This window comes from Rothia sp. 88186D007BW (genome assembly GCF_053544215.1).
Map to the genome: position 1 here is coordinate 1 of NZ_JBPPTR010000007.1, position 22,683 is coordinate 22,683.

Sequence of the window (22,683 nt, forward strand, 5' to 3'; positions counted from 1 at the left end):
AGTGATAGCTTTCTTGGTGGTCATCGTATTTTCCTTTCGTTCCGCAGCGCCTTTGCCGCGGTGATTGGCGATGTCTCTATCTCACCAGTATTCATAAAGAAAGTCAACTTAATAAATGGTGGTTTAGTTAACAATAAGTAATATCTTATGCATACTTACTAGTCAGGTGCCTGTTGTTTTTCTCTTGTACTGGGTTTAGGTCATACCTTCCGCCCAACCCCAACCGAAGGAATAATAAAAACCACACCCACCCAATACCCCCCACCGACTTCAAAGAACGAGCCATCAGACTCATCAACACCAAACTCCAAGACAACGACGCACCCTCAATGACATGAGCCGTCAAGACACAACCACCAAACTAGGCGCCCCCCCTCAGCACTCTCACCCGCTGGTGCAACCACGCTGCCCTAGACACCGGCAAAGAAATCACCGCCGGCACCGAAGCCAACGCTGAAATGCGACGACTCAAAGGAGAAAACGCCGAACTGCGCCGTGCCAATACAGGGCAAAGAAACGTGTGCCTTTAGCTCGGGTGCTGAAAGACCAGCTGTTGATTCCCGATCTTCAGCAGATTCATGCTGAGAATTACGGGGTCTATGGTGTGCGTAAAATGTGGCAGGCTATGCGGCGGTCTGGCTGGGGTATCGGACGGGGTTAGATCTACCGGCTGATGAAAGCTGCTGAGAGTTTTGCGGCAGGCTTTGTTTGAGGCAAAGAAATCGGGGTCTGATTTGACTCGGGTTGTGCATCATTCTGATTGTGGGTCGCAGTATGTTTCTGCTGATTACACGCGTGAGTTGAAAGCGCTCGGTGTGCAGTTGTTGGTTGGGTCTTGTGGAGGTTCGTATGATAATGCGCTGGCTGAGCCGGTCAATGGGGTGTATAAGGCTGAAATGGTGGAAAGCCTGGTTTTTTGGTTCTGTGGTTTGGTTGGAGGCTGAGACGGCTTCTTGGGTGTGGTGGTTGTATGAGGGGTTTGGTGATTGGATGCTGTGGGAGGTGGAGGAAAGTGCTTTGATGTTTGTTTGGTTTGTATGATTTTGTGTGGGTGGTTGGTGTGGCCTAAACCCAGTACATATCACCCCTTAAAAACTTTGAGGCTTATTCATAAGGGGTAAATCCACCAGCTAGGAGCGTGTCAGATTGTTTGTGTACATGGCTAATCTGATGTGAAAAGATTGACCGCGTCTATGAACAATATGAACAAGTAAACCCCTGAGTCTGAGCCGATGGCTCGCGAGTTGCGTCGCGAGTTGTTCAGTGACCGTCTCGGCTACGGGAAACATGATCCGGCGGGCCGGGGATTGAGGAATTCTAGAGCTATTTGCGCAGTAGCCTGAGTGGCCATGTGGTTAGGGTAGCCTGCTAAAAAGACCTACAATGACCCCCAGCTGAAATAATCAGGCTCCCAAGCTCCACCTACCTTGACGGAGGCGTTAAAATCAAAGAGTGAGCACAATAGAAAACACCCAGAACCCCGCTGCCCCCGCTGACTTCACCCTGCGCACCATTGACCTGCGCGGTAGTCACCATTCCTATGCTGAGCTGCGCCGCATCGTCCCGCGTCAGACCACCGAATTTGTGGGGAAGGCGCTCACCACTGTGCAAGACATCCTTGAAAAGGTGCAAACCCGCGGGGCTGATTACCTGCGTGAGCTCTCCGCCCAGTTTGATGGCGTTGAGCAAGGCGCCCTGCGCGTGCCCCAAAGCGCTATTGACCAGGCTGTGGCCAACCTTGACCCTGGTGTGCGTAAGGGCCTAGAAATCGCTATTGAACGTACCCGTGCTTTTGCTGCCGTCCAGCGTCCGGCTGACCAGACCCTTGAGGTAGCACCTGGGGCCGTCCTCACTAACCGTTGGACCCCCGTCCGCCGCGCCGGTGTTTATGTGCCCGGTGGCCTGGCCGTCTACCCCTCATCGGTCATTATGAACACTGTGCCTGCCCAAGCAGCAGGGGTCGGCTCCATTGTGCTGTGCACCCCGCCCCAAAAAGAATTTGGTGGCCTGCCCCACCCCACTATTCTGGGTGCCGCGGGCCTGCTCGGTATCACCGAAATCTGGGCAATCGGCGGCGCCGGTGCCCTAGGGGCTATGGCCTACGGGCTTGAAGATGCCGATGAAACACTGGAACCAGTAGATACCATCACCGGCCCCGGTAACATCTTCGTAGCCATGGCCAAGCGCGCCCTGCAAGGCGTGGTAGGTGTGGACGGTGAAGCCGGAACCACCGAAATCGCCATCATCGCAGATGACACCGCCAACCCTGAGTATGTAGCAACCGACCTGATTTCTCAGGCAGAGCACGACCCTAACGCAGGGTCCGTACTCATCACCCACAGCCCCGCCCTAGCTGCCGCCGTCCAAGAAGCCGTTAGCCGCCGGGGAGCTGCAACCAAGCACCGCGAGCGCGTTGCCACAGCCCTAACAGGCCCCCAGTCCGGTGTGGTGCTGACCGATAACCTGGAAGCCTCTATCGCTGTGGCAGATGCTTATGCCGCCGAGCACCTGGAAATTCACACGGAGAAGGCCGAAGAGGTCGCCGGGAAGGTGCGTAATGCTGGGGCTATTTTCATCGGTTCCTATTCGCCGGTGCCCTTGGGGGACTATGCGGCAGGTTCTAACCACGTTCTGCCGACCGGCGGTTCAGCAGCCTATGCTTCTGGGCTGAACACCACTGTTTTCATGAAAGCTGTCCAGCTCATTAACTACAGCCAGGAGGCACTGGCTGACATTGGCGATGCTATTGTTGCGGTTGCCCACGACGAGGACCTACCCGCTCATGGTGAAGCTATCACCGTGCGTACTGGTCAGGCTCAGTAAAGGTACCTACCGGAGGAACCACATGAATTGCCCCTTCTGCCGTAATGCCACCTCAAAGGTGGTTGATTCGCGTACCACTGATGATAATTCAGCGATTCGCCGCCGTCGTCAGTGCAGTAACTGCGGTAAGCGGTTCACCACCGTTGAGACTACCGCCGTGTCGGTTATTAAGCGAAGTGGTGTGACGGAGCCTTTTGATCGGTCCAAGATTGTCTCTGGTGTGCGCAAGGCCTGCCAGGGGCGGCCTGTAGGTGAGGACGACCTGGCCAAGCTGGCCCAGGAAGTGGAAGAATCGATCCGGGCTAAGGGTATCGCTGAGATTGATGCCCACGAGGTGGGGCTCTCAATCTTAGAGCCGCTCTCTAAGCTGGATACGGTAGCTTACCTGCGTTTTGCTAGTGTCTACCAGGCTTTTGAGTCATTGGATGATTTTGAGCGGGCTATTGCGGCCTTGCGCGCAGAGGGCGCGGACGAGGGGGAGCAGCCCACCTTGCTCTAGCAGCTAGATATGCCAGGACGCCGCCTGCTCACTTTGCTACCTGCTGGTAGGAGAGGGGGCAGCGGCGTCCTTTATTTGTTGGGGCTGGGGGTATCTAGTTCTGGGCGGTGGCGCGGCGTTCGTGTTCGCTGGGGTGGCCTGCTGCCCATAGGGCTGCGCCTACGATGCCGGCGTTGTTTCGTAGCTGGGCTATGGCCAGGGGGGTGTTAATCTCAGTTTCAAGGTAGGGTAGGAATTTTTCTGGGTGTTTCGAGATGCCGCCGCCAATGATGAACAGGTCGGGGGAGAAGAGGGATTCTACGTGGGAGAAGTATCGGCGCAGTCGCTTGCCGTATTTTTTCCAGGAGAGTTCTTGGTGTTCACGTACTCGGGCTGAGGCGCGGGTTTCTGCGTCGTGGCCATCAAGTTCAAGGTGGCCCAGTTCGGTGTTGGGAATGAGCTGGCCGTTCATGATGAGGGCAGAGCCGATACCGGTACCGAGGGTGACCATGATGATGAGCCCTTCCTTGCCTTGGCCTTGCCCGTAGGTGGCTTCGGCTAGGCCGGCGGCGTCGGCGTCGTTGAGGGCGTAAACGGTGCGGCCGCCCAGGGCCTGGCTCATGGTGCCCTCAAGGTCAGCACCAATCCAGGATTCGTGCACGTTGGCGGCAGAGAGTGTTACCCCGTTTTTTACGATGGCTGGAAAATCAATGCCTACCGCCGCATCGGGGAGGGGTGCCAGTTCTCGGCCTTGTAGCTCAGCGACGATTTCTTGTGCCACGGTGGCGCAGGCTTGGGGGGTGGCTGGCTGGGGGGTGGGGATGCGGAAGCGGTCGCCTACTAGCTGGCCGGTGCGGATATCGACGATACCGCCTTTCATTCCGGTGCCTCCGATGTCGATGCCGATGACCAGGTCCGCTGGGGTGGGTGCTGGGATGCCGGGGGTGGTTGTGTCCGTCATGGGCTTTCCTTGAGGGTCGTGGCGGTTAGGGCAGAGTGAGAATATCAACGCCGTCGGCGGTGACAACCATGGTGTGTTCAAATTGGGCGCTGCGTTTGCGGTCGCGGGTGACGACCGTCCAGTCGTCGTCCCACATGTCCCATTCGATGGTGCCGAGGGTGAGCATGGGTTCGATGGTGAAGATCATGCCTTCTTCGATGACGGTGTTGTAGGCTGGGGCGGCGTCGTAGTGGGGGATGATGAGGCCGGAGTGGAATTCGCGTCCTACCCCGTGGCCGGTGAAGTCTCGTACTACCCCGTAGCCGAAGCGGGCTGCGTATTTTTCGATGACGCGGCCGATGATGTTGATTTCACGGCCGGGGCGTACTGCTTTCATGGCGCGGTTGAGGGCTTCTTCGGTGCGCTCAACTAGTAGGCGGGATTCTTCGTCTACATTGCCGATGAGGAGGGTGCGGTTGGTGTCACCGTGCATGTTGTTTAGGTAGGCGGTTACATCTAGGTTGAGGATGTCGCCGTCTTCTAGCACGGTGGAGTCGGGGATGCCGTGGCAGATGACTTCGTTGAGTGAGGTGCATACGCTTTTGGAGTAGCCGCGGTAGTCGACGGTGGAGGGGTAGGCTCCGTGGTCGCAGATGTATTCGTGGACGAGTACGTCGATGTCGTTGGTGGTGGTGCCGGGGGTCGCAATTTTTTCGGCTTCGACGATGGCTCCGGCTGCGATTTTTCCGGCGGCTCGTACTTTTTCTATTTCTTCGGGGGTGTAGAAGTCTGAGCCTTGCCCTTCGTTGGCTTCGGGTTTACCGACGTATTCGGGGCGGACGATGTGGGCTGGTACCGGGCGCATGGGGGCAACGGTGCCGGGGGTGAGGTTTCCGATGGGGGCTTTGCCTGGTTCGGTGGGGAGGTTGTGGCTTACTGATGATGTCGACATGTCTTCTAGCTTAACCGCTGAGTGCTCATCGGTTGGGCTTAGGGCGGTGTCAAAAGCTGTATCTTTCACCTAAGAAGGCGTAAAGTGGTGCATGTAACATCCCTGATGGTGCGAAGGAAGATGCCATGTCACTCAATGATTACACCCCTGGCCCCCATGACCGCCAGTACTGGTACAACTTGAGCACCGGTCAGGTGGAGGAGGGGCAGCAGTCTAAAATTACTGAGCTGTGGGGCCCCTTTGCTACCCGCCAAGAGGCCGAGCGGGCTATGGAGAAAGCTAAAGAGCGCAACGAGCAGTGGGACCAAGAAAACCAGAAGTGGTAGGTGAGCTTCTCGTCTTATCTGCTGGTGCGCTCTCTTAACTTTTATCTTTTGAGGTCTTATCGAAGTTTCTGTTGGGTCAGCCAGTGGAAGAGCCCTACGCACAGGCCACCGCCCACGATGTTCCCCAGGGTAACTGGGATGAGGTTGGAGAGAATGACTGCGCCCCAGGTGAGGGTGGGTTCTGTTCCGATAATCACCCCGTAGGGCAGCAGGAACATGTTGGCGATGGAGTGTTCGAACCCTAGGGCTACGAAGGCTGTGATAGGGCCTATGACAGCGATGATTTTATCTACGGTGCTACGGCCCGCGAAGGTCATGAAGACTGCTGTGCAGACCAGGAAGTTAGCACCAATGCCGAGGGCAAAGGCCTGGCCCCAGGGGTAGCTTACTTTGGTTGTGGCTGCTGTGGTTACGAGCTGCCCCCAGGCCCCGCTACTTCTCTCCTGTAAGCCTCCCCAGTAGCATAGGGCAACCACGAGTGCTGCCCCCACCAGGTTCCCCGTATAAGACAGAGCCCAATGTTTGAGAAGCTGCACCCATGAGATTACCCCGGAGGCGCGGGCTGCAAGCGTCATGGTGGTTGAGGTGAAGAGTTCAGCCCCGGTCATGACCACCATCATCAGACCCACAGAGAAGGTCATTGCGCACAAGAGTTTCAAAACACCGCTGGGCATGTTTTCTCCCCCGAGCTGGGTGTTGATATAAAGGGCGAAGCCAAAGGCGATGAGCCCACCTCCTGGTAAGGCCAGTAGGAAGGTCTTGAGGGGAGAGGCATCTGCTGTTTTAGCTTTGATCTCTAAGGCGGTGATGGTTTTTTCAATCATCTCTGCCGGGGTAGGGGTAGCTGATGACGCGTGTGGTGCTGTTTCTGCCGTAGACATGCTTTAACTCTAGTGGCCTCAGGGCACACCGCCAACTGAGTGCACTCTTGGGGGTTATCTCAGCCGGTGAAAGAAATCTTTAAAAATCGTTACTCTTATATGCTCTGAGAGCGTGCCAACTGGGCACTTGTGGGGGTTACGTTCTAGAGTTGATGCTAAGGATTCGTTTGCTCGCCCACCGGGGCGCGGGCACCACCTTTAGACATGAACGGATAGGTTACATGGATCGTCAGCAAGAATTCGTTTTGCGCACCATTGAAGAGCGCAACGTGCGTTTCGTCCGCCTCTGGTTTACCGACGTGGTGGGGCAACTTAAATCAGTTGCTATCGCACCGGCTGAGGTAGAAAGCGCCTTTGACGAAGGTATTGGTTTTGACGGTTCTTCTATTGAAGGCCTTTCCCGTGTCTATGAGTCAGACATGCTGCTGCAACCTGACCCCTCCACCTTCCAGGTTCTGCCCTGGCGTGGGGAGGACGAATCTACTTCCCGCATGTTCTGCGATATCTTGACCCCCGACGGGGAACCTAGCACCTCTGATACTCGTGGTGTGCTCAAAAAAGTGCTGTCTAAAGCAGCGGGCATGGGGTTCACCTGCTACACCTCACCAGAAATTGAGTTCTACCTGCTCAAATCGAAGGAACTTGGGCCCAATGGTTTCCCCGAACCGGTCGACTTCGAAAGCTACTTTGACCATACCCCCGGCGGGGCAGTCCAAGACTTCCGCCGCAAAGCAGTAACCAACCTAGAAGAAATCGGCATCTCTGTAGAGTTCTCCCACCACGAAACTGGTCCCGGCCAAAACGAAATCGACCTTCGTCACGCAGACGCCCTCCAGACTGCCGACAACATCATGAGCTTCCGCACCGTCATTAAGGAAGTCGCTCTTTCCCAGGGCATCTACGCAACCTTCATGCCTAAGCCCTTCACTGAACACGCAGGCTCTGGCATGCACACCCACTTCTCCCTCTTTGAAGGTGACACTAACGCCTTCTTCGAAGCAGGAGCAGAATACCAGCTCTCACGCACCGCCAAACACTTTATCGCCGGTGTGCTACGCCATGCCCCTGAGTTCACCTCTGTCACCAGCCAGTTCGTCAACTCCTACAAGCGCCTCTGGGGCGGCGGCGAAGCACCCTCCTTCGTCTCCTGGGGCCACAATAACCGCTCAGCCCTGGTCCGCGTTCCTCTCTATAAGCCCAATAAGATGCAGTCAGCCCGCATGGAATACCGCGGTATCGACTCAGCCTCCAACCCCTACCTGGCTTATGCCGTGATTCTGGCTGCTGGCCTCAAGGGCGTGGAGAACGAATACGAGCTACCTAGCGCCGCAGTCACCGAGGATATCGCTGCAATGACCAGCGCCGAACGCCGGGCCATGGGCTACCACGCCCTGCCCTCATCTCTCTACGATGCAATCCACCGCACCGAAGAATCAGAGTTCATGGCTGAAACCCTTGGCGAACAGGTCTTTGAACAGTTCCTGCGCAACAAGCGCCAGGACTGGGAGGCCTTCCGCGCAGAAGTAACCCCCTATGAACTGAAAAATAGCCTCGGAATTCTCTAGCACCCGCAAGCAGGCGCAACACCCCAACAGGTGTTGCGCCTGCTGCGATATTACCCCAAGGAGTCAGCGGTGACCCACACCCAGCAGAACGAAACCCCCCAAGAGGCAGCCTACCGGGCTGAAGAAGAACGCAAGGCCCACCTCCGCCTGGTCAGCGAAATGGTGTCCCTAGGTTTCTATGACGCTGCCAAAAGCGTCCGCTGGCTCAGATCCCCAGAACTCCAGGGCCTAGACCGGGCCAAACTCTTTGAGGGCCTACGCCTTGCCCCTTCACCTGATATCGCCCTTCCTGCCCTGGTACGGCTCATTGAGCGCGCCCCCCAGGTGGCAGAGCTAGCGCAAAAAGGCGCTCAAGCTGAAGCCCTCTACCGTCTCTTAGGGGGATCTGAGGCGCTAGGGGAGTTCCTAATCCGCCACCCCGAACACGCCTCCTTACTGGCCCTAGACCCCACCTCCTTTTCTGGGCAGGACCACCCGGCCTCCTTAATGCCAGAGACAGATGAAGAATATCTATCCCCAATCGCGCCGCTAGATACTCTCTACCGCCGTGAACTACTCACAGCCGTCGGCGCAGACCCCAATGCGACTGACCCGCAAGCCCAGCTCACCGGTAAAGAAGCCTACACTGCCCTGCGCGTAGCCTACCGCCGTCACCTCACAGAACTAGCCATCTACGACCTCACCAGCTTCGCCCCGGCCCAGTTCATGCCAACGGTCGGGCGGCTCCTAGCTGATCTGGCTGCTGCCGCCATTGAAGGTGCCCTCGCTATCGCCCGAGCCGACGTCAGCAAAAACTACGACCCCCAGACAGTAGCTGCTGTGCAACTGGCAGTCATCGGCATGGGCAAATGCGGGGCACGCGAACTCAACTACATCTCTGATGTCGACGTCGTCTACGCGGTAGCCCACACACCTCTCACCGACCTACCGGAGGGCTTTACCCCCCTAGATGAGAACACCCTGACCCAGATTGGTACCGAACTGGTCATGGCCCTCTCCAAGGCCATTATGGCCCCAGCCCCAGAACCTGCCCTCTGGGAAGTAGACGCTAACCTCCGCCCAGAAGGTAAGGACGGGGCCCTGGTTCGCACCGTGGAATCCTACACCACCTACTACAAACGCTGGGCCGAAAACTGGGAATTTCAGGCCCTGCTCAAAGCCCGCCCTATCGCTGGCACCCCCGAGCTAGGCGTCCGCTGGGCCAGGGCCATGCGCCCCTTCATCTGGGAATCTGCAACCCGCGACTCCTTTGTAGAATCAGTCCAAGCCATGCGCCGGCGCGTTACCGATAACATCCCCGCAGCAGAAGTAGACCGCCAAATTAAGCTAGGCCCAGGCGGGCTACGAGACGTCGAATTTACCGTGCAGCTACTGCAGCTCGTGCACGGACGCACCGACGAGAGCATCCGCACCCAAACCACCACCGACTCCATCGCCGCCCTCGCTAAAGCCAGCTATATCGGCCGTAAAGACGCCCACGATTTTGCCGAGAACTATGCCACCTTACGGGTCATGGAGCACCGTATTCAACTCCTGTATATGCGCCGCACCCACCTGATGCCCGCTAAAGAAAAAGACCGCCGCGCTCTTGCCCGGGCCATGAATTCGCCCCTAGCCCCCACCCACCTGACCGAAGCTGAGATGCTCAAACAGTGGGCTGGTATCAAACGGGTAGTCAAGTCTCTGCACGAGCGGCTTTTCTTCCGTCCTCTTCTGGCCGCTGTCGCCCACCTTTCTAAGGCCGAAGTTGCCCTCTCGCCCCAGGCGGCTCAAGATCGTCTGGCTGCCCTGGGCTATAAGGACCCCAAACGCGCTATGGGCCACATTGAAGCCCTCACTAAGGGGCTGCGCCGCTCAGCAGAGATCCAACGCACCCTTATGCCTGTGCTTCTGGGTTGGTTCGCCAAAGGTGTTAATCCGGACGCCGGCCTCCTCGGTTTCCGCCGTATCAGCGAGTCCCTCGGCGGCACCCCCTGGTACCTGCGCATGCTCCGCGACTCACCGGCAGCAGCAGAACGACTCTGCTCCCTGCTGTCCTCCTCCCGCTTCATCACAGACCTATTGGAGGACACCCCAGAACCTATCGCCTGGCTAGACCGGGCTGAAGATCTCAAACCGCGCAGCACCGACGTCATCATAGGAGAGTTACGTTCCCAGCTCACCCGCCATACCGATTCTGCCGAAGCCATTCGGGCAGTACGCATGGTGCGCCGCCGCGAAATACTGCGCCTGGCCATGGGGGAGGCCCTCGGCCTGAACACCAACGCAGAAGTTGCCCACGGCCTATCAGATATCGACCGGGGAGCCATCCAATCAGCCCTGGCTATTGCCGAGCGAGAAACCTACACAGATGGCCGCACCCCGCTCACTGACCTTGCGGTAATCGCTATGGGCCGTCAGGGCGGGGCCGAAATCGGCTACGGCTCAGACTCCGACCTCATCTACGTGCACATACCGCGCGAGGGGGCCGATGGTAAAGCAGCCCAAGCAGAAGCAACGGACCTCATCAACCGCATGGTCAGCCTACTCAAACAACCCACCACACCACCGATTCGGGCTGAGAAGGTTCTCGAGATTGATGCTGACTTGCGCCCTGAAGGTAAGTCTGGGGCTATGGTGCGCTCGCTGGAGTCTTTCCGCGAATACTATGAGCGTTGGGCAGATACCTGGGAGTTTCAGGCTCTACTGCGTGCTCGCCCTTTTGCTGGTTCTGAATATGTGGGCGCGGCTTTTATTGAGCTCATCGACCCCTACCGGTACCCGGTTTCTTTCTCTGCTGAGAAGGTCACCGAGATCCGCCGTATGAAGGCCCGTGTGGAGACCGAACGTATGCCCCGCGGGTCTGATAAGACCCGCCAGCTCAAGCTGGGCCGGGGCGGGTTGACGGACGTCGAATGGCTGGTTCAGCTCTTGCAGCTACAACATGCACACCGAGTACCAGGGATGCAGACAACCTCTACTCTCAAGGCTTTAGAGGCAGCTGTAGAGGCCGGACTTATTGATGAGCAAGATGCCAGCTTGCTTTCAAGGGCTTGGAAACTTGCCTCAAAGATACGCGGGCTGAACGTGTTGCGTACCGGTAGAGCATCAGATACATTGACGACCACCCGCTCAGATCTTGAAGCGATTGCCCGCTGGTGTGGTTACGCGCCCGGTTCTGCCTGGAAACTAGAGGACGATTACCTGCGTATTACACGTCAGGCCCGCGCAGTCTATGAAAAGCTCTTCTACCCGCAGGCCTCGTAGAAGGCTCAGATAAGACGACTTGTGCTGGGCGTGTTCTGGCGTGCAGACCCCTACTTAGGGGGGGCGGGCATCAACCTTCCAGCGCATGCAAAAGGCGGGGGCCGGTTACCTTGAAAAGGTGACCGGCCCCCGCCAGAGGAATATCTAGGAGCTACAGGTCTTAGACGCCGTAGTACATCTCGTATTCGAGGGGGTGGGGTACAAGCAGCAGGGGAGCGAGCTCATTGGTGCGCTTGTAGTCAATCCATGCTGAGATGAGGTCTTCAGTGAAGACGTCGCCTGCTAGCAGGAAGTCGTGGTCCTTCTCCAGAGCGTCCAGGGCTTCTTCAAGGTTGATGGGGGCCTTCTTGATGTCTGCTGCTTCTTCAGCAGGCAGTTCGTAGAGGTCCTTGTCGATGGGTGCAGGCGGTTCGATGCGGTTGCGGATACCGTCCAGACCTGCCATGAGCTGGGCTGCGAAGGACAGGTAGGGGTTAGAGGAGGGGTCCGGTGCACGGAACTCGAGGCGCTTGGCCTTGGGGTTGGTGCCGGTGATGGGGATACGGATACCTGCCGAACGGTTACCCTGTGAGTAGACCATGTTGATAGGTGCTTCGTAGCCGGGAACCAGGCGCTTGTAGGAGTTGACGGTGGGGTTGGTGAAAGCTAGAACTGATGAGGAGTGCTCAATCAGACCACCAATGTACCAGCGGGCAATATCTGAGAGGCCTGCGTAGCCGCGCTCATCGTAGAAGAGGGGCTCGCCGTCCTGCCATAGTGACTGGTGGCAGTGCATGCCTGAACCGTTGTCGCCAAAGACAGGCTTGGGCATGAAGGTGACGGTCTTGCCCCACTGGTCGGCGGTGTTCTTGATGACGTACTTGAACTTGAGCAGGTCATCTGCTGCCTGGGTGAGGGTAGAGAACTTGTAGTTAATCTCAGCCTGGCCGGGTGCACCAACTTCGTGGTGGGAACGCTCAACTTCGAGGCCTACTTCGTCAAGGCTTACGCACATGGCGTCGCGCAAATCTGCCTGCTTATCGACGGGGGAGACGGGGAAGTAGCCGCCCTTGGTCTGGGTCTTGTTGCCCAGGTTGCCGCCTTCTTCCTTGCGGCCAGAGTTCCAGGGAGCTTCATCTGAATCAATCTTGAAGGAGACTGACTGGGGAGTGACTTCGTGCTGGACGTTTTCGAAGACGAAGAATTCTGCTTCTGATGCGAAGAAAGCGGTGTCTGCGATACCGGTTGACTTCAGGTACTCTTCGGCGCGTTCTGCAACACCACGGGGGTCACGGTGGTATGACTCACCGGTGCGGGGGTTAACAATGGAGCCGGTAACGACCAGGGTCTTTTCAAGACGGAAGGGGTCAACGTAGCAGCTAGTGACATCGGGGATCAGCTGCATGTCAGACTCTGCGATGCCCTGGAAACCACGGATTGAGGAGCCATCGAACATCTGGCCTACGGTGAAGAAATCTTCGTCGATAGCCTTAGCGGGCAGGTTGAAGTGCTGCTGAACGCCGGGCAGGTCGCAGAAGCGGATGTCAACGAACTTGATGTCTTCGTTCTTGATGAAGTCGAGGACTTCCTGTGCAGTAGTGAACATGGTCGTTTGTTCTCCTTGAGTTGTTATCGACCCATGGGTGCCCGTTTGCAGGGGCTCCCTCGCTGTTGTTTCTAGCCTAAGGCGTATTTTTTGCCCTAAAGTGTCGCTTTTGTTTCGCGCATGTAACTTGCCTTGTGCCTGGGTTGCGTGGGCGTTACCTGGTTTAAGGGGGCTACGGTCCCTTATATCTAGTGTAGGGGTTCTAAGCTCAAGTTTCTCAGAGTACGGGATGCTTGCCCCAGCTTTTCCCCAGTGAAAGGAGCTAAGAGCCGGTAAGGTTAGTGGGGTGCTGACAAGAAAAGAATTAGGCTCATGGATTGAAGGTGCCCCCACTGATCAGGAGTACCCCGGCCAGAATATGGGCAGACCGCGGTCAGGACGGGGAGCCGTGGCTCGCCCGGGGCGCCGTCTGCTAGCTTTCTGGGTGGATTGGTTACTGGTTGAAGGCATCTTTTTTGTGCTGGGGCAGACTATCTTCCCCACCGTCAATACGGCCATCCCCGATATCGTACAGCTAGTCTTTTTCTGGCTCTATATGGTGGCAGCTGTAGGTTTCATGGGGCATACCATGGGGCATTTTGCCCTGGGCATGCAGGTGCAAAGACTCGATGGTAAACCCGCTGGTTGGCTGACCGCCCTTATCCGCCAGTCCCTCATCATGCTGGTATTACCCGTTGTCATTATGGACGCAGACCAGCGAGGCTTACATGACCGGGCCCGTCACACTATTTTGGTGATGATTCGATAAAAGAAAGATAATATGACGAACCCTAACCCCGAAGAACCGCCCCACACAAAGGACCCGGCGCTACCGTCCTTTCTCACCCAGCCACGAAAAATCGACAAGATTCTTTTGAGTCTTTTGGGTTTGATGACTATTTATTCAATGGTCATGATTCCTCTGCGCCCTAACCTCATGGTTGATGCCCCCTGGCTTCTCTCACTGCTCACAGGATCAGGGCTGGGGCTACTGATTACAGCCGCCCAGAACCAGGGTGCTGTCCTCATGCTAGCTGCCCTCAGCCTAGCTGCAGCTGCCAGTGCCATCAAATTCTTGCTTGTCTACTTCTTCATGGGCAAACACTGGGGGCAGGATTTCATCACCTGGATATTCGCCAACCACACCCCCCTGTGGTGGCGCAAACTTGAAGGGTTTGTCGAGAAGCACCTTTTCCTGAGCCTGGCATTAGGGTTTATCCCCTTCTCACCTATCCCTGCCACAATCCTGGTTGCAATCGCCGGGATTCGCAAAATCAAGGGGTGGATGATTGGCCTCTATATCTTCCTGCTGGCCCTGTGCAATAAGCTCTTCTACCTCTACCTGGGATTGCGTTTTGGTGAAGGCATACAGCCAACTCTCGAAACTATCGACCGCTACATGATGCAAATAACCCTGGCCTTGATTGCCTACGTTTTCATCATGAACTGGTGGCGTAGCTCTAAGAAAAAAACTGGGCAGTAGACTTGCCCACGGTACAAAGGGGGGGGGCGCTCAACAGGTGTTGAGCGGGCCCCCCTTATGTGAGTAAACCCTTAGGCTTAGCGCATGCCCTTACGGTTAGGGCGCATACGCATAGGGTCAATACCCTTAGGAATAGCATTGAGCATGTTGTTCTGCTTTGACAGCGAATCAATGCGGTTTGCTACCTGGTGCATCTCCTGCTGGGTGAGCTTCTTAGAAAGCTTATTCATGGTCTTGGTGAGCTGCTTAAGCTCAACCTGGCCCTCAGCAGAACCGGTGTTAATGACGGTAACAGGAACAGTTGGCACAATCTTGGTGTACTTGAGCTTTTCCTTCTGAACCAGGCCATTGACGCGGCTGGTGGGCCCCTCAGTGACGAGGACGATGCCAGGGCGTCCAATGGCGCGGAAGACGACGTCCTGGGATTTGTTGGCTGCTACGGGGCGCTGCTCGAAAATCCAGCCGCGACGCAGGGTAGAGAGAGCTGCACCGGAGCGTCCGGGCTGGCCTTCTAACTGCGCGAAGGCAGCCTTTTCTGCACGGCGAGAGAGCACCATGACAGCGAACAAGATACCCAGGGGGATACCAATCAGCAGGAAGGTAATCCAGTTATTCAGTAGCAGACCGATGAGTAGGAAAACCAGAAGGGTGCCACAGAAGATGAGGGCAAGAATCCAGGGGATGGTGGGGTCCTGCTCGCGGGTCATAGCATAGACCTGCTTCATCTGAGCAAACATGCCGGGGCCACGCTTGGCGCGGCGCTCCTGACGAGCTTTCTTCTTTTCTTCGCGGGTCTGTGCGCGGGTGCTGCCACGGGATTCAGCCACTGTGTTTCCTTCGTGAGTCGATTCTGGGCGGGCGGGTGCCATACGCGCCCTAACTTACCTATTCTATACGGCAAGCGCCCACCGGTGAAACCGCTGGGCGCTTGAAACTCTAGAGGCTGAGCTAGCTTTTATGCTCCGGCCGCTACCAAAGAGCTGGCCTCCTGCATAGCAAAACCTGAATCTTCGATGTGAGACAGGTGCTCAGGAATCTTACGCCCCTGCTTCTTCATTGCACGAGCCCAGAGCTTACCGGCACGGTAGGACGAGCGTACCATGGGGCCTGCCATGACGCCGGCAAAGCCGATTTCTTCAGCCATCTTCGACAATTCAACGAACTCAGCGGGCTTAACCCAGCGGTCGATGGGGTGGAAGAGAGGGCCAGGGCGCAGGTATTGGGTAAGAGTAATCAAATCAGTGCCAGCATCGTGCAGGTCGCACAGGGCCTCGTAGACTTCGTCATTGGTTTCGCCCATACCCAGAATCAGGTTGGACTTGGTAATCAAGCCTGCCTCTTTACCCTGGGTGATGACGTCCAAAGAACGCTCGTAGCGGAAGGCAGGGCGAATCTGACGGAAGATACGAGGAACAGTCTCAAGATTGTGGGCAAAGACCTCAGGCTGGGCATCAATAACCTGCTGGACGTCCTCTTCCTTACCCTTAAAATCGGGAATCAGGATTTCGACCCCAGTATTAGGGGAAACCCGGTGAATCTGACGGATAGTTTCGGCATAAAGCCAGGCCCCGCCGTCTTCAAGATCATCACGTGCTACACCGGTGACCGTGGCGTAGCGCAGACCCATCTTCTTAACGTTCAGTGCTACCTTCAGAGGCTCGGTGCGGTCGATGGCAACAGGCTTGCCGGTGTCAATCATGCAGAAGTCACAACGGCGGGTACATTCTGAACCGCCGATGAGGTAGGTGGCCTCGCGGTCTTCCCAACATTCGAAGATGTTGGGGCAGCCTGCCTCTTCACACACAGTGTGCAGGCCAGAGCCTCGGGCCAAGTCAATCATTTCCTTGTATTCAGGGCCGACCTTGGCCTTGGTCTTAATCCATGAGGGCTTCTTCTCGATGGGGACCTCGGCATTGCGGGCTTCAACGCGAAGCAGCTTGCGGCCTTCTGGCTGGGCGCTCATGAGGTGGGGTTCTCCTTGGTATATAGCTTGGTTCTCGCCGGTGATAGGGTATGGCAGCTAATCAGACTAGTCTTGGACAGTGAAGTTGGCAGCTAGTTGATCGGCGTAGCGCGCTAGTTCTTTTTCTACTGCATCAACAACATCAGAGGGGCTAATATTCCGCCCCAGCTGTTCTGAGATGGTGGTAACACCGGCATCGGTGATACCGCAGGGGATAAAAGCGCCAAAGGGATCAGTGGAGTTGTTGCAGTTCAGAGAAAAGCCGTGCATGGTTGTCTTCTTAGAGACGCGAATACCGATAGCAGCAATCTTCTTATCGGGCACTAAGGCGCCATCGCCCATGACCCATACCCCCGAGCGTCCTTCTACCCGCTGGCAGGTGATGCCCATATCTGTGAGGACGTTAATCAGTACCTCCTCTAAGAGGCGCACATATTTGACAACATCAAAGGGCTGGGGCAACTGTACGATGGGGTAGCCAACGAGCTGGCCAGGGCCGTGCCAGGTGAGCTTTCCTCCGCGGTCAATTTTTATTACCGGTACCTGGTTATCGGCGGGATATTCATGATCTTCGGTGCGCTTACCAGCGGTGATAACTTCTTGATGTTCTAGAAGTAAAACGGTGTTTTGACGGACGCTGGTGGCGACTTCTTCGTGGATAGTGCGCTGGTAGTCAAGCGCGGAGGTATATTCCACATAGTCGGGGGCAAGCCCAACACGTTCAAACAAAAGTGCCATACCTTCTAGAGTAGTCCTTTTAGCGGTGCGACAAAAATATTTGAGAAGGCTCAAGAGCACCGTGCCTCTTCTCTTACCTTATGACACTCTATGACGCTTTTATCCACAAGGGTTCTGTATGTATTTGACTAGGTGAAACATTCTGCCTGTGGAGAGCGGTGAGAAGGCAAGAACACACTGGTATATAGCTTAAGCATGAGCACCCCCACACAAGCACCCCAGACACCTCAACAGCCTGCCCCGACGGAACAAGAAATAGCGCACTCTTCTCTTCTCCCAGCAAACCTAGCCGATGTTACCCCGCGCTACCGCATCGAAAGCGGAGCCCACCACAGCACCTGGATCGTAGACTGCGGCTACCAAGGCGCTGCCCAACTCGAGGTGCAAGCTGGCCCCTACACTCTCACCCACATCACCGAACCTGCTGAGGAACACATCAAAGCAGCCGAACGGCTCTGCTCCATCAACCCCCACCCCGCAGTGCTACGCGTTGATGCGGTAACCTCATCAGCCAACTCCCACCACATCTGGTATGAACCCGCTGAAGCCGGTACTCTTGCAGACTACTGCCAGGCCAAAGGCAAACTGCCACTAGGGCAAGTAACAGCCATCGCACAAGGTCTCACGCAGGCCCTGAGCTACCTCCACGAGCAAGGCTTTGCCTACTCCACCCTCACAGCCAACCATTGCCTACTCACCGTGCGAGGCGAACTCAAACTTCTTGCCCCTGATCTTGATACCCGCACCCTGACACCAGCAGTACAAAAAAGCCGGCAGGCAGAGAATATTGCTGCTTGCGCTGTCCTGCTATGGTTTTGCCTGACCGGCCAAGAACCTAAGACTATGCGACTGAGAGCTCCACTGAACCTAGCCGTCCCCCAAGCAAGTGAAGCGCTAGCCCAGACTCTCGAAGATGCCATCGACTCTAGAGCCCAACAACCTCAGCTTGCAGACCTACTAGCTCCCATCGAACTAGTAGCAGACCCCGAGCCTCTAGAACTTCACCTCAGCGCCCACCCAAGCGTGCATTCCAGGCTCCCTGCCTACAGGCAACCTGAAACAAGAGAACCTCACCGGGCTATCAAACAGCGGTGGAAAACCTACGGGCAACTTCCAGATCTATCCCAAGGGAACACAAGACACACCCGCAAACAGATTCTCAAGAAAACAGAAAGCAAAAGCAGCTGGCAACTACCCCTAGGGAAGAATCTCCAAGGCAGGGGAGCCCTTGCCGGGGTAGCCGTCGTTGCTGCCCTAGCCCTGGGTGGGGCTGGGTATCATCTCTTCTCCCCAACATCTTCCTCTGAAGAAATGAAGTCAGAAGCCGAGACTACTTCATCACCTTCACCTCCTAGTGAACTAGCTGTGGAGCCTCAACTGGCCGGCCAGCCACAAGAAACCGAGGAACAACAGGTAAAGACCGCAGGACTAAGTGATGATGAAATAGCTCTAATCACTACAGGACTAGTGGCTACCCGCAGCACAGTCCTGGCTTCAGGGGAACACAGTCGCATTGGCGAATACGCACCTCCAACCTCACCACTGGCTAAATCCGATCAACAACTGCTAAGCCATGAAGGTGCAGCTAGATTAGCTGGCACAAGCACAGAACTGATTGCGGTGAATGAGGTTGTAACAACTGAAAACGGTTATACACTCCGGGCCATCGTGCAAGCTAACGGGTATAGCCCCACTGGTAGCGACCAAGAACTTGCTGCACAAGGGATTAGCTGGCAAGACGGTAAAGTGCTCCAACACGTTGAGCTGAGCATCCAAGACCAAGACGGAAGCTATCTACTAACTCAGGCCCGCCCACTGCCACTGACACCGTCCACCCTCTAGAGAACCTATCTACCTGTCTATATGCCAGGGGCGGTGCACCAAACCGGTGCACCGCCCCTGAGTATAAGAATCTACAGATTCTCGAAAATGAGCTTAAATCTGGGGGTACTGCATGAACACCGCGATAGCAATATTAATTAGTGCCAAACCGCCAACAGTATGGGCCAAAGCCACATTTCTGCCATTTTCAGGGGTGCCCAGTGCACAGGCGGCCTTGTACTTCTTCTGTCCCATAAAAGCAGCTACAGCAATGATGAGAGCAAGCACCATCTTGATACCAATCATCATGTGATTCAAGGTCATGTTCTGTGACATCTGAAGGAAATAGAGAGCAAAGCCTGTAATCACCTGTAAGAGGGCTGCATGGAACTGGCCGGGTAAGACGATGCCCTGCTTGAAGGTGCCCAGCCATAGGCCAAGAACCATTGCGGCACCCACGATATGCAGGAAAAGAAGAATTGAAAATGCGATAGACATGACCACAAGTCTACGTAATACTTAGTTGTTTAGCGACAGTTTGCCACTAAAAGATGTGTGGGCGTGACCACGCAAGAAACCATAGAAAAAGAATACTATCCCGCAAAGAACAGAAAGGTGCCCCGCTGGCAAAATTACCAGCGGGGCACCCAAGCACCTAGCTATCAGAGCTAAGAACTATGGCTTAGAGACCAACCTCAGCTTCGAAGGCTGCTTCTTCAAGACGCTGCTTGAGGAAGGCCAGGAAGCGGCCGGCGTCCGCACCGTCTACAACGCGGTGGTCGTAGGTCAGTGAGAAGTAAGCCATGGAACGAACAGCAATGACGTCGTTACCCTCGGCATCCTGAACGATAGCAGGACGCTTGTTGGTTGAACCGATACCCAGGATTGCAACGTTGGGCTGGTTGATGATCGGGGTAAAGAAGATACCGCCGTTCTGACCGGTGGAGGAGATGGTGAAGGTTGAACCTGACAGCTCCTCGGGGCCAACCTGGCCATCGCGGGCGCGCTTTGCAACATCGTTGATGTTCTTAGCCAGACCTGCGATGTCGAGGTCGCCAGCATTCTGAACAACAGGAACGAGCAGACCCTTGGGGGTGTCAACAGCCAGGCCGATGTTCTCGGTGCCGTGGTAGGTGATTTCCTTCAGGTCATCGCTCATGGATGAGTTGAACTGGGGGAACTCCTGCAGAGCTTCGGTAACTGCCTTGGTGAAGAAGGGTAGGAAGGTCAGCTTAGAGCCCTCACGGGACTCGAAACCAGCCTTAGCCTTGTTGCGCAGAGCAACCAGACGGGTCAGGTCAATTTCCTGAACGGTGGTCAGCTGGGCTGAAACAGCCAGTGACTCAACCATGCGCTTAGCAACGGTCTGGCGGATGCGAGGAGCCTTCTCTGTGGTGCCGCGCTTTGAGGACGCTGCAGACTTGGGGGCTGCCTTCTTGGCAGGAGCGGTGGTTGCGGGAGCTTCAGCAGCGGATTCTGACTTGACGTCGCCACCCTTCTTTGCCTCAGCAGCAGCCATGACATCCTGCTTGCGGATGCGGCCACCAACACCGGTGCCCTTAACAGTGGAGAGGTCAACGCCTTCCTGCTTGGCCAGCTTGCGGACCAGGGGAGTGACGTATGCTTCGCCGTTATCGCCAGAAGGCTGTTCAACAGCGGGTGCCTCGGAAGCTTCGTTGGTTGAAGAGACAGCAGGTGCTTCCTCCTTCTTCTCTTCAGTCTTAGGTGCTTCTTCCTTTGAAGAAGCTGCTGAAGCGTCACCAATGATAGCCAGAACCTGGCCAACCTCAGCGTCCTCATCTTCCTGGATGCGGATCTCGAGCAGGGTACCTGCTACGGGTGAGGGAACCTCGGTGTCAACCTTGTCGGTGGAAACCTCAACGAGGGGCTCGTCAACGGCGACCTCTTCGCCAACTTCCTTGAGCCAGCGGGTAATGGTACCTTCGGTGACAGACTCGCCCAGAGCGGGCAGGGTAACCTCGGTGCCAGAAGCTGAACCGGAGGATGCAGCAGGTGCTTCTTCCTTCTTCTCTTCAGCCTTGGGTGCTTCTTCAGCAGGTGCATCGTCAGATGAGCCTGCGCCGGAGCCATCACCAATGACCAGAAGGGGAGCGCCAACCTCGACGTCCTCGTCTTCTTCAACGAAAATCTTCTCAACAACACCGGCTACGGGTGAGGGAACCTCGGTGTCAACCTTGTCGGTGGAAACTTCAACGATGGGCTGGTCAACCTCAACGGTTTCGCCAACCTCAACGAGCCAGCGGGTAACGGTACCCTCGGTTACGGATTCGCCCAGTGCGGGCAGTTCTACGGTGGTGGACATGGTCCTTCGTGCTCTCCTTGTGAGTGGTTTAAAAATTATGAAAGGTAGGTGGGTGGGCTGCCGGTGGGCGAACCCACCACCTACCTGAGTCTCATTTAGCCGTGCAGCGGGGTGCCAGCCAGAGCCATTGCTGCTTCACCCAGTGATTCGTTCTGAGTGGGGTGAGCGTGGATGAACTGTGCAACGTCCTCGGGGAATGCTTCCCAGACAACCCACATCTGAGCCTCACCAATCTGCTCGCCCATGCGCTTACCAACGGCGTGAACACCGATGATGGGGCCGTTCTTCTCGCGAACAACCTTGACCAGACCGCCGGTGCCCAAGATGGAGGACTTACCGTTACCAGCCAGGTTGTATTCAGCAACCTGAACGTTTTCCTTACCGAACTTCTCTTCGGCCTTGGGCTGTGAGTAGCCGATAGAAGCAATCTCAGGCTCGCAGAAGGTAACCTTGGGGATGTTGATGTCTTCGACAATCTGGGGGTTCAGGCCAGCGATTTCTTCAGCAACGAAGCGACCCTGCTGGTAGCCACGGTGAGCAAGCTGAACGCCAGGGACGATATCGCCGATTGCGTAGATGTTGCCTACGCCGGTGTGCAGACGCTCGTTGGGGATAACGAAACCGCGGTCCATGGTGATGCCCTGCTCTTCGTAACCAAAGCCCTCAGTGTTGGGGCCACGGCCTACAGCGACAAGAACAATCTCGGCCTCGAACTCGGTGCCATCTTCAAGGGTGACCTTGGCGCCGTTAGCATCCTGCTCAACGGTCTTGAAGAACTTGCCCAGTGAAGACTTAATGCCGCGCTTCTTGAACTCGCGCTCAACAACCTTGATGATTGAGGGGTCTTCGTTGGGGACCAGGTGGGGCAGGCCTTCAATGATGGTGACCTCAACGCCCATGGAGTTCCACATGGAAGCGAACTCAGAACCGATTACGCCACCGCCAAGGACGATTGCGCTCTTGGGCAGGTAGTCCATCTGAAGTGCTTCGGTGGAGGTAAGAACGCGGTCGCGAATCTCGATACCGAAGGTCTTAGAGATTGAACCTGAAGCCAGGATAATGTGCTTACCCTTATACTCGGTGCCGTTGACGGTGATGGTGTCCTTGCCGGTGAGCTTACCTTCACCTTCAATGACGGTGACCTTCTTCATCTTGAGAAGACCGGACAGACCCTTGAACTTGCCGGCAACGATGCCGTCCTTGTAGTCACGGACCTTAGCCATGTCAATGGACTCAAGGGTGGTGTTGACACCGTACTGAGCTGAGTGCTGTGCTTCTGAGGCTAGCTCTGCTGCGTGCAGGTAAGCCTTGGTGGGGATACAACCGGTGTGAAGGCAAGTACCACCCAGTTTGCTCTTTTCGATGAGGCCTACGGTGAAGCCCAGCTGAATAGCTCGCAGAGCTGCTGAGTAGCCTGCGCTACCGCCACCGAGGATGAGGATATCGAATTCTGTTGTTGCCGAATCGGCCACGTTGACGCTCCCTTACATGGGTTGCGGAGGCCGAAGCCCCCATGTGTACTGTCACGTTCTAGCTTATCCCTTGAACACCTCCACCTGCCACTATTGACAGGTGTTTTA

General features: G+C 56.1%; 19 protein-coding genes. 9 read left to right on the top strand and 10 right to left on the bottom strand.

Annotated features, from left to right (window positions below):
• Positions 1–535: 535 nt before the first annotated feature.
• From ACEE09_RS05075 to nrdR, 3 genes are all read left to right on the top strand, one after another.
• The gene (locus tag ACEE09_RS05075) at positions 536–661 is read left to right on the top strand and encodes an IS3 family transposase (RefSeq protein ID WP_449082844.1); all 126 of its coding nucleotides are present in this window, start codon (positions 536–538) and stop codon (positions 659–661) included.
• Between the two features lie 791 nt (positions 662–1,452).
• The gene (gene hisD / locus ACEE09_RS05080) at positions 1,453–2,823 is read left to right on the top strand and encodes a histidinol dehydrogenase (protein ID WP_449082664.1); all 1,371 of its coding nucleotides are present in this window, start codon (positions 1,453–1,455) and stop codon (positions 2,821–2,823) included.
• 22 nt (positions 2,824–2,845) lie between these two features.
• Entirely contained in the window at positions 2,846–3,322 is a 477-nt protein-coding gene (nrdR, locus tag ACEE09_RS05085; protein ID WP_449082665.1) for a transcriptional regulator NrdR, read from the top strand.
• 94 nt (positions 3,323–3,416) lie between these two features.
• Here nrdR and ppgK read toward each other — a convergent pair whose 3' ends face one another.
• Together ppgK and map are read right to left on the bottom strand one after the other, a co-directional pair.
• Positions 3,417–4,262: a polyphosphate--glucose phosphotransferase gene (gene ppgK / locus ACEE09_RS05090; protein WP_449082667.1), complete on the bottom strand. Its 846-nt coding sequence runs from the start codon at positions 4,260–4,262 to the stop codon at positions 3,417–3,419.
• 25 nt (positions 4,263–4,287) lie between these two features.
• Positions 4,288–5,193, bottom strand: coding sequence for a type I methionyl aminopeptidase (map, locus tag ACEE09_RS05095; RefSeq protein WP_449082669.1), 906 nt, complete (start codon positions 5,191–5,193; stop codon positions 4,288–4,290).
• Between the two features lie 125 nt (positions 5,194–5,318).
• Between map and ACEE09_RS05100 the strand changes: the two genes are divergently transcribed.
• Positions 5,319–5,519, top strand: a complete 201-nt coding sequence (locus ACEE09_RS05100; protein ID WP_449082670.1) for an SPOR domain-containing protein — start codon at positions 5,319–5,321, stop codon at positions 5,517–5,519.
• A gap of 56 nt (positions 5,520–5,575) precedes the next feature.
• Here the strand turns inward: ACEE09_RS05100 and ACEE09_RS05105 are convergent, their stop codons facing one another.
• A complete protein-coding gene (locus ACEE09_RS05105) occupies positions 5,576–6,400 on the bottom strand; it encodes a formate/nitrite transporter family protein (RefSeq protein ID WP_449082672.1) in 825 nt (274 codons plus the stop codon).
• A gap of 221 nt (positions 6,401–6,621) precedes the next feature.
• Between ACEE09_RS05105 and glnA (ACEE09_RS05110) the strand changes: the two genes are divergently transcribed.
• Positions 6,622–7,965 (top strand): type I glutamate--ammonia ligase, encoded by a 1,344-nt coding sequence (glnA, locus tag ACEE09_RS05110; protein WP_449082674.1) that lies wholly within the window; start codon positions 6,622–6,624, stop codon positions 7,963–7,965.
• Between the two features lie 69 nt (positions 7,966–8,034).
• The gene (locus ACEE09_RS05115; protein ID WP_449082676.1) at positions 8,035–11,211 is read left to right on the top strand and encodes a bifunctional [glutamine synthetase] adenylyltransferase/[glutamine synthetase]-adenylyl-L-tyrosine phosphorylase; all 3,177 of its coding nucleotides are present in this window, start codon (positions 8,035–8,037) and stop codon (positions 11,209–11,211) included.
• 160 nt (positions 11,212–11,371) lie between these two features.
• Here ACEE09_RS05115 and glnA (ACEE09_RS05120) read toward each other — a convergent pair whose 3' ends face one another.
• The gene (glnA, locus tag ACEE09_RS05120; protein WP_449082678.1) at positions 11,372–12,796 is read right to left on the bottom strand and encodes a type I glutamate--ammonia ligase; all 1,425 of its coding nucleotides are present in this window, start codon (positions 12,794–12,796) and stop codon (positions 11,372–11,374) included.
• A 388-nt stretch (positions 12,797–13,184) separates the two neighbouring features.
• Here glnA (ACEE09_RS05120) and ACEE09_RS05125 point away from each other — a divergent pair, with 388 nt between their 5' ends.
• The gene (locus ACEE09_RS05125) at positions 13,185–13,544 is read left to right on the top strand and encodes an RDD family protein (RefSeq protein WP_449082680.1); all 360 of its coding nucleotides are present in this window, start codon (positions 13,185–13,187) and stop codon (positions 13,542–13,544) included.
• Positions 13,545–13,556: 12 nt separating this feature from the next.
• Positions 13,557–14,258, top strand: a complete 702-nt coding sequence (locus ACEE09_RS05130) for a hypothetical protein (protein WP_449082681.1) — start codon at positions 13,557–13,559, stop codon at positions 14,256–14,258.
• Positions 14,259–14,335: 77 nt separating this feature from the next.
• Here the strand turns inward: ACEE09_RS05130 and ACEE09_RS05135 are convergent, their stop codons facing one another.
• The 3 genes from ACEE09_RS05135 to lipB form a co-directional block, all read right to left on the bottom strand.
• Positions 14,336–15,085 (bottom strand): DUF4191 domain-containing protein, encoded by a 750-nt coding sequence (locus ACEE09_RS05135; RefSeq protein WP_449082683.1) that lies wholly within the window; start codon positions 15,083–15,085, stop codon positions 14,336–14,338.
• Between the two features lie 128 nt (positions 15,086–15,213).
• Complete coding sequence (gene lipA, locus ACEE09_RS05140) at positions 15,214–16,221, bottom strand: lipoyl synthase (RefSeq protein WP_449082685.1); 1,008 nt, start codon at positions 16,219–16,221, stop codon at positions 15,214–15,216.
• A 66-nt stretch (positions 16,222–16,287) separates the two neighbouring features.
• The gene (gene lipB, locus ACEE09_RS05145; protein WP_449082687.1) at positions 16,288–17,013 is read right to left on the bottom strand and encodes a lipoyl(octanoyl) transferase LipB; all 726 of its coding nucleotides are present in this window, start codon (positions 17,011–17,013) and stop codon (positions 16,288–16,290) included.
• 141 nt (positions 17,014–17,154) lie between these two features.
• Between lipB and ACEE09_RS05150 the strand changes: the two genes are divergently transcribed.
• The gene (locus ACEE09_RS05150) at positions 17,155–18,801 is read left to right on the top strand and encodes a protein kinase (RefSeq protein ID WP_449082689.1); all 1,647 of its coding nucleotides are present in this window, start codon (positions 17,155–17,157) and stop codon (positions 18,799–18,801) included.
• 93 nt (positions 18,802–18,894) lie between these two features.
• Here ACEE09_RS05150 and ACEE09_RS05155 read toward each other — a convergent pair whose 3' ends face one another.
• The 3 genes from ACEE09_RS05155 to lpdA form a co-directional block, all read right to left on the bottom strand.
• Positions 18,895–19,278, bottom strand: coding sequence for a hypothetical protein (locus tag ACEE09_RS05155; RefSeq protein WP_449082691.1), 384 nt, complete (start codon positions 19,276–19,278; stop codon positions 18,895–18,897).
• Between the two features lie 184 nt (positions 19,279–19,462).
• On the bottom strand, positions 19,463–21,103 hold the full coding sequence (gene sucB / locus ACEE09_RS05160; RefSeq protein ID WP_449082693.1) for a 2-oxoglutarate dehydrogenase, E2 component, dihydrolipoamide succinyltransferase: 1,641 nt from the start codon (positions 21,101–21,103) through the stop codon (positions 19,463–19,465).
• Positions 21,104–21,198: 95 nt separating this feature from the next.
• Positions 21,199–22,575: a dihydrolipoyl dehydrogenase gene (gene lpdA, locus ACEE09_RS05165; RefSeq protein WP_449082695.1), complete on the bottom strand. Its 1,377-nt coding sequence runs from the start codon at positions 22,573–22,575 to the stop codon at positions 21,199–21,201.
• Between the last annotated feature and the right edge of the window lie 108 nt (positions 22,576–22,683).

What these genes read in the sequence shown, in the direction of transcription:
- glnA (WP_449082678.1), bottom strand. Translation starts at nt 12,796, where the DNA reads ATGTTCACTACTGCACAGGAAGTCCTCGACTTCATCAAGAACGAAGAC.
- lipA (WP_449082685.1), bottom strand. Translation starts at nt 16,221, where the DNA reads ATGAGCGCCCAGCCAGAAGGCCGCAAGCTGCTTCGCGTTGAAGCCCGC.
- glnA (WP_449082674.1), top strand. Translation starts at nt 6,622, where the DNA reads ATGGATCGTCAGCAAGAATTCGTTTTGCGCACCATTGAAGAGCGCAAC.
- nrdR (WP_449082665.1), top strand. Translation starts at nt 2,846, where the DNA reads ATGAATTGCCCCTTCTGCCGTAATGCCACCTCAAAGGTGGTTGATTCG.
- ACEE09_RS05100 (WP_449082670.1), top strand. Translation starts at nt 5,319, where the DNA reads ATGTCACTCAATGATTACACCCCTGGCCCCCATGACCGCCAGTACTGG.
- sucB (WP_449082693.1), bottom strand. Translation starts at nt 21,103, where the DNA reads ATGTCCACCACCGTAGAACTGCCCGCACTGGGCGAATCCGTAACCGAG.
- ACEE09_RS05105 (WP_449082672.1), bottom strand. Translation starts at nt 6,400, where the DNA reads ATGTCTACGGCAGAAACAGCACCACACGCGTCATCAGCTACCCCTACC.
- map (WP_449082669.1), bottom strand. Translation starts at nt 5,193, where the DNA reads ATGTCGACATCATCAGTAAGCCACAACCTCCCCACCGAACCAGGCAAA.
- ACEE09_RS05155 (WP_449082691.1), bottom strand. Translation starts at nt 19,278, where the DNA reads ATGTCTATCGCATTTTCAATTCTTCTTTTCCTGCATATCGTGGGTGCC.
- ppgK (WP_449082667.1), bottom strand. Translation starts at nt 4,262, where the DNA reads ATGACGGACACAACCACCCCCGGCATCCCAGCACCCACCCCAGCGGAC.
- ACEE09_RS05150 (WP_449082689.1), top strand. Translation starts at nt 17,155, where the DNA reads ATGAGCACCCCCACACAAGCACCCCAGACACCTCAACAGCCTGCCCCG.
- ACEE09_RS05130 (WP_449082681.1), top strand. Translation starts at nt 13,557, where the DNA reads ATGACGAACCCTAACCCCGAAGAACCGCCCCACACAAAGGACCCGGCG.